Origin of the sequence: Vreelandella maris (assembly GCF_013371085.1) — a bacterium.
Lineage (GTDB): Bacteria > Pseudomonadota > Gammaproteobacteria > Pseudomonadales > Halomonadaceae > Vreelandella > Vreelandella maris.
This window is the reverse complement of the sequence record NZ_JABWCV010000004.1, coordinates 1-12,885: the sequence shown is the minus strand read 5'-3', so window position 1 is coordinate 12,885 and position 12,885 is coordinate 1. Positions and strand designations below refer to the sequence as shown.

The following is a 12,885-nucleotide window of genomic DNA, read 5'->3' as shown; positions in this document are numbered from 1 at the left end:
TTCTTTATAGCACTTGGCTGGTCGGCCGGAATAGAATCTCGTTAATATCCACGTCCTCGGGCTGGCTCATGGCGAATTCCACTGAGCGTGCGAACGAGTCGGCGGGTATCGCATACTGTTCATAGAAATCATGGATCGCCTCGGACACGTCATTTTCCGAGATACTATTCGGTAGTTCTGTATCGACAGCGCCAGGCGAGATAATCGTCGAACGGATATTGTAAGGTTTGACCTCTTGGCGCAGTCCTTCGGAGATGACACGAACGGCATGCTTAGTGGCCGCGTAAACAGCACTGCCAGGGCCAACCTTATGGCCAGCGACCGATGAAACGTTGATGATCTGCCCATTCTTTTGGGCGGTCATATGCGGCATTGCTGCCGCGATGCCATACAGCACACCCTTGATATTGACGTCGATCATTTGATCCCACTCTTCGACCTTCAGGCGCTCTAAAGGCGAATGCGGCATCACACCGGCATTATTGAGCATGACATCGATACGACCATGCAGCTGGATGGCGCGCTCTACCAGCGCTTCCACCTGATCCCGCTGGGTGACATCGGTCTTAACCACCGCCTGCTCATCCAGGCCGAGCTCCTGGGCCAGCGACTGTAAACGCTCCATACGACGCGCGCCGAGCACTACCTTTGCGCCCCCATTCACCAATCGGCGTGCGGTCGCTTCGCCAAGACCACTGCTAGCCCCTGTGATGACAACGACTTTATCCTTGATACCTTCCATTGTGAGTTCTCCTTCTAAATAAAGTAATGACTCTAGTTGGTTCTTTGCTTAAGAAACGCTGCTGAGATAATCCTCATCCGCTACTTTTTCCATCCAAGTGACGGGCGAACCATTCTCCGATTCAGCAATCGCGATATGCGTCATAGCGTTGCTATCAGTGGCGCCATGCCAATGCTTCTCGTCTGGTCCAAACCACACCACGTCGCCTGGGCGTAGTTCTTGTTTTGGCTCACCTTCCCGCTGAGCCCAACCCAGCCCGGCCGTAATAATCAATGTTTGCCCTAGTGGATGGGTATGCCAAGCCGTTCGGGCTCCAGGTTCGAAAGTGACGATAGCTCCGCCGGTTTTAGCTGGTTCAGGGGCTTGGAAAGGCGAATCAATACGCACTGCCCCAGTGAAATATTCTTCGGGGCCTTGGGCAGATGACTTGGAGGCGTTGCGCTGGATATCCATGAGAATACCTTTGGTCATTGGAGTGTTTTGACGAGCCTGGAACAGACAGCGAGGTCAAGAGGGAGTAGCGTGTCTCACAGTTTAGGACACTCACATGGATATGATTAGAGGCTTATAATGACTTGGTCTTATGTCTAAAATTCATTAATCCACAAACCAACCTACCCCTCCTTCTCGTCCATTTGCCCCATCAAGGGTGACGCTTATGACGCACCTTACTAGCTGTATGGAAGATATGTTCTCCATAACGGTTTAAGCTATTTGGCAACCCTACTGCTACTGGGCATACGCCCTAATGGCTTTATCACCGTTAACTGATTGAACTCGTAGCGAAGCTTTCAAGGAATATCCAACTTGCCTAACCGCATAGAAACCCAAAGCCATCATCTGATTAATGAATTGAGCACATAAGCTCATCCGGATTTTAGCGATAGTTGAATGGATTTGGTTTAGCTAAGTTGGTAGCTGAAGACAAATGAACGTTATGAACTCATTTCCCAAAGACACCATGTCATTTGGATCGACTTTCATGCCGACTTGCTAGCGATAGGGATGCCCCATGTCAAAGCTAAGCGACTTCGAAATCACCAGGCGCAACCTGTTGATCGGGAGCGCCACGACCACAGCCTCTCTTGCCTTGCCTAAATTTTCCTTCGCCCAGGGAAAAAATACGGGGCAAGCTTCTTCAGTAACCACTATTCCAGCCTCAGCAATGACAGAGGTCGGTTTCACTGTGAATGGCGAGGCCCGGAAGTTAACTGCCGATAATCGCCTCACCCTTCTTGATGCACTGCGCGAAAGCCTGCAACTAAGCGGCACGAAAAAAGGCTGCGACCATGGCCAATGCGGAGCCTGCACCGTTATGGTCAATGGTCGGCGTATTAACTCGTGTTTGTCCCTTGCGGTAATGCATGAGGGTGATGAAATCACAACGATTGAGGGGCTTGGCACACCAGAGGGTCTTGACCCGATGCAGGTCGCCTTTATTGAACATGACGGCTATCAGTGTGGTTACTGCACCCCTGGTCAAATCTGCTCGGCGAAGGCAACACTCGAAGAAATCCGGGCTGGCATCCCAAGCCATGTGACTGAAGATATCACCGGAGAGATACAAATCACGTCCGCTGAGATACGCGAACGTATGAGCGGTAACCTCTGCCGCTGCGGCGCCTACGCGAACATTCTTGATGCCATAGAGCACGTCGCGGAGGAGAAGGCATGAGAGCATTTAGCTACGAACGAGCAGGATCGCCCCAAGAAGCAGCCGCAGCAGCGGCCGCGCAGGAAGGAGCCCAGTTCATCGCTGGCGGGACAAACCTTCTTGATCTGATGAAGCTGGAAATCGAGACACCCTCGCATCTCATCGATGTGAACGGACTAGGGCTCGATACCATCGAAGCGACGGCAGAGGGAGGCCTGCGCATTGGCGCGCTAGTACGCAATACTGATCTTGCCGCCGACCAACGCGTGCGCCGTGACTATGGTGTCCTGAGTCGTGCGCTCGTCGCGGGGGCATCGGGCCAGCTACGCAACAAGGCAACGACGGGTGGTAACCTGCTGCAACGCACACGCTGTCCCTATTTCTACGACACCAACATGGCTTGCAACAAGCGCGCCCCAGGAACGGGTTGCGCCGCGCAAGGAGGCTACAGCCGTCAACTCGCGATCATCGGCGGCAGCGAAGTATGTATCGCTACTCACCCAAGTGACATGGCAATCGCCATGCGTGTGCTCGATGCAGTGGTGGAGACAGTGAATGCCGAGGGCGACACTCGCGCCATTCCCCTCGCTGACTTTCACCTTCTTCCTGGCAACACCCCGCATATCGAGACAGTACTCGCACCAGACGAGTTCATCACCGCCGTTGTCCTTCCCAGGCCACTTGGCGGGCAGCACTTCTACCACAAGGTACGTGATCGTGCATCCTACGCCTTCGCTTTAGTATCGGTTGCCGCTGTGATTCAGCCGGATGGCTCCGGTCGCATCGCACTGGGTGGCGTGGCCCCCAAACCGTGGCGAAATGAGGCCGCCGAGGCCGCCATGCCAAACGGTGCCCGAGCCGTCATATCACGTCTTTTGGAGGGTGCGACACCCACTGAAGATAACAAATTTAAGGTGACATTGGCTGAGCGTACGCTTACCGCCGTGCTCGCCGAAGCCAGGGGGTAAGCCATGCGTTTCGACAGTCCCGCTGAACAGAACGTGTCCGATCGCATGAAAGTGCTTGGGCAACCATTACGTCGGATCGACGGCCCTCTCAAAACCACCGGTATGGCGCCCTACGCCTACGAGCGTCATGGTGTGGCGAAAGATCAGCTCGTCGGCTACCCCGTTGGCTCGGCCATCGCAAAAGGCCGTATCGTCTCGATGGATATTGATGAAGCGCAAGCCTCACCGGGGGTTGTGGGCATTGTCACCACCTTGGAAATGGAGCGCCTTCCCAAGGTCGACTGGAATGTGGCGTATCTCTTCGGCGGACGCGAGATTCAGCATTATCACCAGGCAATTGCCGTGGTGGTTGCTAACAGTTTCGAAGAAGCCCGCGCCGCAGCTGCCTTGATTCGCGTCGAGTATGAGGAAGACCAAGATGCCACCTACGACCTAGCTGCCGTACGGCAAGAGCGGTTAAGTGATGACGTAGAACCCATTGATAATATTGGCGACTTCGAAAGCGCCTATGCGTCAGCTGAGGTGACACTTGATGCCACCTATACCACCCCAGGGCAATGCCATGCCCAAATGGAGCCACACGCGACCATTGCCCAATGGGATGGAGATCATCTGACCCTCTGGACATCGAATCAGATGATTGAGTGGAGCCGTCAAGCACTCGCTACCACGTTTGATTTGCCCGCCGAAAACTTTCGTCTCGATTCGCCTTATATAGGCGGTGGTTTCGGGGTGAAGCTATTTTTACGCGCCGATGCGGTGATGGCTGCGCTTGCTGCTAGAAAGGTCGGGCGTGCGGTTAAGCTCGCGCTCCCTAGGCCAATGTCCGCAAATAACACGACCCATCGCGGTTTGACGATCCAGAGAATACGCATTGGAGCCTCCCAAGAGGGAAAAATCACCGCGATCGGGCACGATAACGCCACCAACACGCTTCCCGGTGGTGATGGTGAAAACGGCGCCAGGGCCACTCGCCGTTTTTATGCAGGTGAAAACCGGCTTCTCATTAATCGAGCGCTGGAAATTCATCTTCCAGAAAGCAATGCGATGCGCGCACCCGGCGAAACAGCAGGCCTGATGGCGCTAGAAATTGCGATGGATGAAATGGCTGAGAAGCTAGGTATGGATCCTGTCGAGTTTCGGATTATTAACGATACGCAGGTCGACCCTAGTCATCCTGAACGTCAGTTTTCGGAGCGTCACTTTATTGAGTGCTTACAGCGCGGCGCCGAAGTCTTCAATTGGGCATCTCGCAACAAAGCCCCAGGCTCGCGACGTGAAGGGGCGTGGTTAATTGGGCATGGTGTGGCAGGCGCCTATCGCGATGCCCCTGCAGAAACCTCAGGGGCGCGTGTCAGTGTAAGACCCGATGGCTCTATACGGGTGGAAACGGACATGACGGACATTGGCACCGGTTCGTACACCATCATCGCTCAGACGGCGGCAGAAATGATGGGCGTATCGTTGGAGGTGGTTAACGTTGATTTAGGGGATTCTCGACATCCTGTTTCTGCTGGCTCAGGCGGCCAATGGGGTGCGGCAAGCTCGACGGCAGGGGTCTATGCCGCCTGTTTAGCGTTACGCAAAAAAATTGCAGAGCGTTTAGCTGTTGATCCTGAGGCACTTGAATTTTCAGAAGGTTATGTTCGCTATAACGATCAGCAAACAGCGCTCAGCGAGCTCGCATCTGCTGGCTCTATTACGGCTGAAGACAGTATTGAATTTGGCGATTTTCGAAGTGAAGAGTATCAACTGGCCACGTTTGGCGCGCATTTTGTCGAAGTGGCCGTCCACGCGACGACGGGTGAAATCCGCGTCCGACGAATGCTGGCGGTCTGTGATGCAGGGCGCATTCTTAACCCCATGACCGCCCGTAGCCAGGTGATAGGAGCGATGACCATGGGCGTGGGTGCAGCTCTGATGGAATCGCTGGCGGTGGATACCCGACATGGCTTCTTCGTCAACCATGACCTCGCTGGCTATGAGGTGCCGGTGCATGCCGACATCCCCGAACAGCAGGTAATCTTCCTTGAAGGCGAAGACCCCTATTCGACACCCCTGAAGGCCAAAGGGGTCGGCGAACTCGGTATTTGTGGGGTCAGCGCAGCTGTCGCCAACGCGGTCTATAACGCTACCGGTGCGCGAGTCCGCGACTACCCCATAACACTCGATAAGTTCCTAGACCGTCTACCGGAAATCGCCTGAAACATTTAGCAATCCCGGAAGCCTCGTTAGCTTCCAAGCACAATTCTGAGCAGTATGAAATCCGTGTATATAACAACCCTTAATGCAAAGGATGTCGCCGTATGATGAAGTTTGCTTTTCCACTCCTATTTTCCTTCGCCGCGCTTTCTCACGCCGAGGCACAAGAGTCTGATTCAGGCCGTATCGCGCCGGACGAGGTCTACGAAGTAGCGCCTGGTCTAGGCCAATACACGGATGACGTCTTGTTCGGGCGCGTCTGGCCCGGCGAGGCCCTCGCCCCCCGAGATCGTAGCCTCGTCGTGCTGTCCGCTCTGATTTCCATGGGGCAAACCGGGCCGGTAGGTAGTCATACACGCATCGGCCTGGAAAATGGCCTCACCCCCGCTGAAATCGGCGAAATCGCCACCCATCTGGCTTTCTACGCTGGTTGGCCCTATGCCATCGCCGCTGTCTATGAGATGCACGAGGTCTTTCAGGATCAAGGTATTGAGATGCCAGTAGAGGCCGATGGCACACCACTGGAACTTAACTCTGAGGCCGAAGCGGCGCGTCAGCGTGACATGTCGGATGGCATCACTGCGACAGTGCCACAACTCGCAAAGGCGACCAATGAGGTACTGTTTGACGATTTATGGCGTCGACCCACGCTCAGCACCCGAGACCGTAGCTTGGTGACTATCGCGTCCCTAGCCGCTACCGGTAAGGCCGAACAACTCCCCGCCTACCTCAACCGAGCGCTGGATAATGGGCTAACACCAGCTGAAGCGAAGGAAGCAATTCACCACCTCGCTTACTATTCTGGATGGCCAAACGCGGTCTCCGCAGTCCCGGTGCTTGAAGAAGTATTGTCGGCGCGTGAGAAAGCCGAGACGTCAGCCAACATTACGGTTGTGCCCAGCACGAATGCAGAAACCACGACAGGCGGTGAGGATAATTTCACGGGAGTAGCTGAGGTTAGCCAACGCTTTTCTGCCCCCCAACCCGCCCGCCTCGGGGGAGGCGTAGTGAGCTTTGAGGCGAGCGCACGAACGGCTTGGCACACCCACCCTCTCGGTCAAACGCTTTATATCACCGACGGATGCGGCTGGGTGCAAAGTGAAGGCGAAACTGTCCAAGAGGTTAAGCCCGGCGACATCGTTGTCATACCACCGAATACGCCTCACTGGCATGGTGCTTCTGCGTCTGAAGCGATGACTCACCTTGCCGTATCAGAAGCGCAGGATGGCACCTCGGTGACGTGGATGGAACTCGTCACTGACGAAGAGTATGCACAAGGAGAGAGCGCTGAGAGTAAGTGCAACGTCTAAATAGGTGATCGGATTGACTCAGCCATCGCACGAATAATCCCATCAAAAGCTCCTCCATCAAGCGCTGGAGGAGTTATACAGATAACAACGTTCTAAGGAGTCGGCTTGTATGAAATCTAGATGGACAACGCCATTAACGGCTGCCTTTATTGTCAGTGCTTTGAGTTCACCGTTTAGCCTCGCGGCCGAACCTGATACTCAAGAACCTCTGGTGATCCAGGAGCAAGGCAGTTTCACCGTGGGTGGTACCATAACAACTGAGCCAGGAGAGTTTGACCCACTGAACCCTACTCAACCTGATGGTCAAACCTTTCGAGGAGACCACCTTTATACGTTTTACCAGATTCCAGACGAAGCTCGGCAACTGCCTATCGTTATGTGGCACGGCTTTGGGCAATTCTCCAAGACATGGGAGTCCACCCCGGATGGGCGTGAGGGTTTCCAAAATATCTTTCTTCGTCGCCAATACCCGGTTTATGTAATTGACCAACCGCGTCGTGGTAACGCTGGACGCAGCACGGTCGGTACCGAAATCAACCCCACCCCTGATGAGCAGTTTTGGTTTGGGCAGTTTCGCGTGGGCGTCTGGCCAGATTATTTCGAAGGCGTACAGTTCCCGACCGATGAGGAGACGCTCGATCAGTACTTCCGTTCCATGACACCCGATACCGGTCCATTCGATATTGACATCATGTCCGACGCCGTCTCAGCCCTGTTTGACGAGATTGGCCAAGGCATCCTGTTTACACACTCTCACAGTGGCGGCATGGGATGGTCTGCAGCCATCAAGAATGATGATATCGAAGCCATCGTTGCCTTTGAGCCAGGCAGTAACTTTGTCTTCCCAGAAGGTGAAGTACCTGCTCCTAAAGAAAGCTCCTTCGATACGCTGGAAGGGGTAGCGATTCCAATGGAAGATTTCGAAAAATTAACCGAGATCCCCATTATTATTTTTTATGGCGACAATATTCCTGCAGAGCCCACCGATATCCCCACCCAAGACGCTTGGCGGGTAAGACTAGAGATGGCGCGTGAGTGGAGAGATGCCGTCAACGAACATGGGGGCGACGTTACACTCGTTCACCTGCCTGAGATTGGCATTGAGGGTAATACCCACTTCCCCTTCTCGGATCTGAACAACGTCGAAATTGCGGATCAGGTTTCTGAGTTTCTGGCCGAGAAAGGATTGGATTAACGCTTGCCAACTCAACGCTAGTTAATATCGGCATCGGCATTAATATCGCAACAGGACAAGGAAGTCCTGTTCTCCCTGCAGCCGACAGCAATGCTGCTCGAAGTATTCATGATTTCACCTCATCAGCTCATCCCAGATATTGGACTTATTCTCATCAGTCAACTCCCTTACGCTGCTATTAAAAGCGCGCTCATCACCAATAGTGCGCTCTGGGTATCGTTTGTTTAATCATCTGGAGAACTATATGAAACACACTGTATTACAGGCTGCAGTCATGGCGGCAATGACCGGTATCACTGCGAGCGGTGCTTGGGCGGCGGATTACCAAGACAATCCATTTACCTTGACCTACGAGGACGCGATTACTGAAAACGTAAATGGCGAGGTCAATATTCACCCGGTCAGCTATGAACTCAATGGGGTAGATATTGCAGCTAACGTCTACACCCCCGCTGGTTATGATCCAGAACAGAGCTATCCAACGGTAGTAGTGGCACACCCAAATGGCGGGATAAAAGAACAAGTGGCAGGTTTGTATGCACAACGCCTAGCGGAACAGGGCTACATCACCATTGCCGCGGACGCGGCCTATCAGGGTGAGAGTGGTGGCGAGCCGCGCAATGTGGACACGCCCACAAACCGCATTGAAGACATCCATGGCATGGCGGATTTCATCACTCAATATCCGGGCGCCAATGAGCAAAGCTTAGCCTTACTCGGCATCTGTGGCGGTGGTGGATATTCATTGGCAGCCGCCAAAACGGATAAACGCTTCCAGTCAGTTGCAACGCTCAGTATGTTCAACTCGGGCCGCGTTCGTCGCAATGGCTATGTGGATTCGCAAATGGACACGATCCAAGAGCGACTGCAGGAGGCTTCGGAAGCTCGCGACCAGCAAGCGGCTGGCGGAGAAGTGCTGTATGCAGCTGAAGGTTTCACTGAACTGACTGACGAACAGATTGCAGAGCTTCCCTTTGAGCTCTATAGCCAGGGGGCTATCTATTACGGTAGAACCCATGCACATCCGAACTCGACTGCCCGATACACTCAGAGCAGTTTGCTAGATTTGATGCGCTGGGACGCTACTGACCAGATCGAATTGATCGACCAGCCGCTCTTAATGATCGCCGGTAGCGAGGCCGAAACCCTCTACATGACCGAGGATGCATTCAGCATGGCCACCGGCACAGAGAATAAGGAATTGTTCCTAGTTGATGGTGCGACACATATCGAAACCTACTGGGTTCCCGAATATGTCGATAGCGCCGTCGATGAACTGACTGAATTCTATGCCCGAACATTGTAATAGAGAATTGCATCACGGTCGGGCTGCTATCTGTGGCCCGACTCGCTCATATGGCCAATGAAGGTGTTGCAGTCATCACATCGAAACCGGCTTATAGGAACCAGTGATACCCAAGTGTAGGCGAACATTAACTTCCTGACTTCATCCCTTATTGAGTACTGAAATGAAGAAGTATGCCCCCTATTTTGCCTTGTTTGCTTCAATTCTCTATTTACCCAGCGGGCAACTGCAGGCCGAGGAAAACCGTGTCCAGTTTCCTGATCTTGATGAGTTGGTGCACTACACAACCGTAAGGCGTGGCAATGTGATGGAACATATCATGACCACCCCCGAAGCCATGGAAGCCGTAGAGGAAGGACGTTCCATACCCTACGGAACGCATTTTGTGCTCGTTGACCATCGAGATGGCGAACTCTATCGCTACTTTATCATGGAGAAAGGCGAAGGCTTTGGTGATGACTACGATACGTCACGTAGAACCGACGACTGGCAGTTTCAATGGTTTTGGCCAGATAGATCAATTAATACCGATGAAAATACAGCCCGCTGCCAATCTTGCCACCGTCGACAGGCGTCGAGTGATTACCTGTTTACTGGCTATCGGATACCCCGATTTGATGGTTCACCTGTCGAGTAATGTTAGGAGCACCACGTGAGTTCAATTTTTTTGATGAGGCTGATATTTGACCTCACTGCGGCAGGTCTGCTGCTGTTTGGCTTTTCTTATTGGTGGCTTGGTAATCTTGCCCATGAAGTAGCTGGGACTGCACTGTTTCTTCTCCTTATTATTCACAACTTTTTTAATCGGCGTTGGTATCGCACGACCCCTAAGGCACGGCGTGCATCACGTGAGCTTTTCAACACCGTTGTAACGTTCATACTGATGGTTGTGATGTTGGTACTGATCGTCACTAGCATACTGATCTCTAATGCTTTATCTAGTGTCATGTCAGCTTATGGCGGCTTTACAGTGATGCAAATACACACGATGGCAGCTTATTGGGCACTCGTCATCGTGGCTATCCATCTCGGGTTACGCTGGCCATTACTCATGGGACTCGCTCGTAACGCTTTGGGCCTTCAACGCGATAGCCGTACGCGAACTGTCGTACTTCGATTAATAGCTATAATGATTGCGGCACATGGTGTGTGGAGTTCTTTTGAACTGGGGCTTGGGAGTAAGTTATCCATGCAAATGACACTCGTCTGGTGGAACTTCGAAGAATCAGTGGCAGGCTTTTTCATTCACTGCATAGCGATCGCCGGACTCTTCATGCTCTTGTCCTATTACTCGTCACAAGGGTTGCAGTGGCGCAAACGCAAGGCAGGTAGGTCAATCCCCCATTTTTAGAGACACATTCAGAGGCTATTACGCGTTTTACCCCGCTGAACGCGTAATACATCAGCCATCACAGCAAGGGCTATTTCGGCAGGTGTTTTGCTACCTAACGACAGGCCTATGGGCATATGCAGACTTGCTATTTCAGCTTCGTTGAGCCCACCTGAACGACGAAGCCGCTCTGCCCTAGCGTGAGAAGTTCGTTGTGACCCCATGACTCCGATATAAAAAGCAGGAGTGCGCACGGCTTCAATCATGGCTAGATCATCAATGCGAGGATCATGCGTCAGCGCGACGATAGCGGTAGCGGCATGACAACCGCCCGATGCAATGAATACAGAAGGAAGCTGGGCACGCACTTCCACACCTGGCACATCAAAACCAGCTAGCACCTCCTCACGCGGGTCGCAGATAATCACCTCATACCCTAACCCAAGCGCGAATTGAGCACAGGCCTCGGAGACAGGCGATATTCCCGCAATAATTAAACGGGTAGCTGGTGTTAAACGGATGTGCGCCACATTGGTATTCGCGTCCCAGGTCACTCGCGGCCCAATGCCATCATCAACAACGAAGCTTCTCGCATTGCTGTTAAGTTCAATACACCGCGCCAATGCTTTTTGGCCTAGCAAGGTGTCACGGAATACTTCAAGGTGAGCTAAAGCATCTTGCTCAGGTGGCAGTCGCTCAATAAGAACATCGAGAATACCCCCACAAGGAAGGACAACGCCTGCGCCTTCAGCACCGCCCTCACCATAGCGAAGAGCGGTCATTGGTGTGTCAAACTCACCCGCGGCCAGCCGTTCAAGAAAGTCCTCCTCAACACACCCACCTGACAGCGACCCAACATACTGCCCCTCGCTACTGACAACGAATAAAGCGCCCGGTGGACGTGGGGAGGAGCCATAGGTTGCCATCACCGTGCATAGCCACACGGTGGCACCGTCACGTGCCCAAGCAAGTGCCTGCTCGATAACCTTTAGATCAAGATGCTGCATTTTCACCTCGCATCAACTGGCTAAAAGGGAAGGCAGCCAATGCATCAAAACCTAGAAGCCATCGTGTTAAACGTCATTTAGTTAAACTGCTGATTAACTAAATGCTCTCGTTGCTGCGTTTGATGCTGGCACGATCATGAATAGCGCCACCAATAGGGCTAGGCACACCATAATGCTGCCTCCCAAAACAGCCACTGAGATTTGATGGCTGAGCAGAGTGATTCCCGTTAAAGGTGCATTGCTGGCATGGGCAAAAAAAGCGATCAAGATACCAAGCCCCAGTGTTCCACCCATTTGGTGGGCCACGTTGACCATGCCTGAAGCTGCACCTTGATCGTCAGAGTGGACTTGGCTAACACCGGCGACGGTCAGCGGGCCCAATGCTGAGCCGTTTCCGAGTCCAATCAATAACATGGGCAACGCTATTCCAGACCAATAACTGGCATTCTCATCGGCTAGCGAAAGCCAAAACATACCCACAGTGAGTAGCACTAAAGAAAGGCATAACACGCCACCGTTGCCAAAACGGCGTGTCAATATAGGCACCGAAAGTGCAGCGACAAAGGTGGGTATGGTCATAGGTAAGAAGCCAATACCCGCTTGCAATGGCGAGAAGCCCAACACGAGCTGCATAAACTGAGTGGAAAAAAAGAAAAAACTTACCATCGCCCCAAGAAACAGTAGACGCCCTAAATAGGCACCGACCCTTTCACGACTGGCGAAGAGCCTTAAGGGTAGCATTGGCTGAGCTACGCGCTGTTCAGTAACAATAAAAAGTGCAAGCAACCCAATCGAGATGGCTAACACTCCCAAGGTGCTCATTGCCAACCAGCCCACCTCAGTGGAGTGAACAATGGCATAAACCAATGCCCCCATACCGAGGGTAGAGCTGACTGCGCCTACCACGTCAAAAGCCCCTTTTTGTCGTGAGGTCTCGCTCAATACGCGCATTGCCATGGTAATCAGAGCCAAGCCAATGGGAACATTCATAAAAAACCCCACTCGCCAAGAGAGCTGATCAGCAAATACACCCCCTAGTACCAGCCCCAAGCTAGGTTCTGTCTGAAAAGTTGGCTCTCATGCATTGCTCAATGCAAGCCAGTGTCACCATGGCCTTGAAACTACTGGCCAGCTTGTCGTAACGCGTATTAAGCCGACGCTTTTCCTTCAA

Annotated in this window: 12 protein-coding genes; 8 read left to right on the top strand and 4 right to left on the bottom strand. The window is 52.9% G+C overall.

The window, feature by feature from the left end:
• Positions 1 to 4 precede the first annotated feature (4 nt).
• Both HUO07_RS03955 and HUO07_RS03950 read right to left on the bottom strand, forming a co-directional pair.
• Complete coding sequence (locus HUO07_RS03955; RefSeq protein ID WP_176302476.1) at positions 5 to 742, bottom strand: SDR family oxidoreductase; 738 nt, start codon at positions 740 to 742, stop codon at positions 5 to 7.
• 48 nt (positions 743 to 790) lie between these two features.
• Positions 791 to 1,195, bottom strand: coding sequence for a (R)-mandelonitrile lyase (locus tag HUO07_RS03950; RefSeq protein ID WP_176302475.1), 405 nt, complete (start codon positions 1,193 to 1,195; stop codon positions 791 to 793).
• A 559-nt stretch (positions 1,196 to 1,754) separates the two neighbouring features.
• Between HUO07_RS03950 and paoA the strand changes: the two genes are divergently transcribed.
• From paoA to HUO07_RS03910, 8 genes are all read left to right on the top strand, one after another.
• A complete protein-coding gene (gene paoA / locus HUO07_RS03945) occupies positions 1,755 to 2,417 on the top strand; it encodes an aldehyde dehydrogenase iron-sulfur subunit PaoA (RefSeq protein WP_176302474.1) in 663 nt (220 codons plus the stop codon).
• Complete coding sequence (locus HUO07_RS03940; RefSeq protein ID WP_176302473.1) at positions 2,414 to 3,364, top strand: FAD binding domain-containing protein; 951 nt, start codon at positions 2,414 to 2,416, stop codon at positions 3,362 to 3,364. The genes paoA and HUO07_RS03940 overlap by 4 nt, the downstream gene beginning before the upstream one ends.
• A gap of 3 nt (positions 3,365 to 3,367) precedes the next feature.
• The gene (gene paoC / locus HUO07_RS03935) at positions 3,368 to 5,569 is read left to right on the top strand and encodes an aldehyde oxidoreductase molybdenum-binding subunit PaoC (protein WP_176302472.1); all 2,202 of its coding nucleotides are present in this window, start codon (positions 3,368 to 3,370) and stop codon (positions 5,567 to 5,569) included.
• A gap of 101 nt (positions 5,570 to 5,670) precedes the next feature.
• Positions 5,671 to 6,876, top strand: coding sequence for a (R)-mandelonitrile lyase (locus HUO07_RS03930; RefSeq protein ID WP_176302471.1), 1,206 nt, complete (start codon positions 5,671 to 5,673; stop codon positions 6,874 to 6,876).
• A 109-nt stretch (positions 6,877 to 6,985) separates the two neighbouring features.
• The gene (locus tag HUO07_RS03925) at positions 6,986 to 8,071 is read left to right on the top strand and encodes an alpha/beta hydrolase (RefSeq protein ID WP_176302470.1); all 1,086 of its coding nucleotides are present in this window, start codon (positions 6,986 to 6,988) and stop codon (positions 8,069 to 8,071) included.
• Between the two features lie 244 nt (positions 8,072 to 8,315).
• Positions 8,316 to 9,377 (top strand): alpha/beta hydrolase, encoded by a 1,062-nt coding sequence (locus tag HUO07_RS03920; RefSeq protein WP_176302469.1) that lies wholly within the window; start codon positions 8,316 to 8,318, stop codon positions 9,375 to 9,377.
• Between the two features lie 163 nt (positions 9,378 to 9,540).
• Complete coding sequence (locus HUO07_RS03915) at positions 9,541 to 10,014, top strand: cytochrome P460 family protein (protein ID WP_176302468.1); 474 nt, start codon at positions 9,541 to 9,543, stop codon at positions 10,012 to 10,014.
• A gap of 15 nt (positions 10,015 to 10,029) precedes the next feature.
• A complete protein-coding gene (locus HUO07_RS03910) occupies positions 10,030 to 10,728 on the top strand; it encodes a DUF4405 domain-containing protein (protein WP_176302467.1) in 699 nt (232 codons plus the stop codon).
• Positions 10,729 to 10,736: 8 nt separating this feature from the next.
• Here the strand turns inward: HUO07_RS03910 and HUO07_RS03905 are convergent, their stop codons facing one another.
• Positions 10,737 to 11,714: an XdhC family protein gene (locus tag HUO07_RS03905; protein WP_176302466.1), complete on the bottom strand. Its 978-nt coding sequence runs from the start codon at positions 11,712 to 11,714 to the stop codon at positions 10,737 to 10,739.
• A 93-nt stretch (positions 11,715 to 11,807) separates the two neighbouring features.
• Entirely contained in the window at positions 11,808 to 12,764 is a 957-nt protein-coding gene (locus HUO07_RS03900) for an MFS transporter (RefSeq protein ID WP_176302465.1), read from the bottom strand.
• Positions 12,765 to 12,885 lie beyond the last annotated feature (121 nt).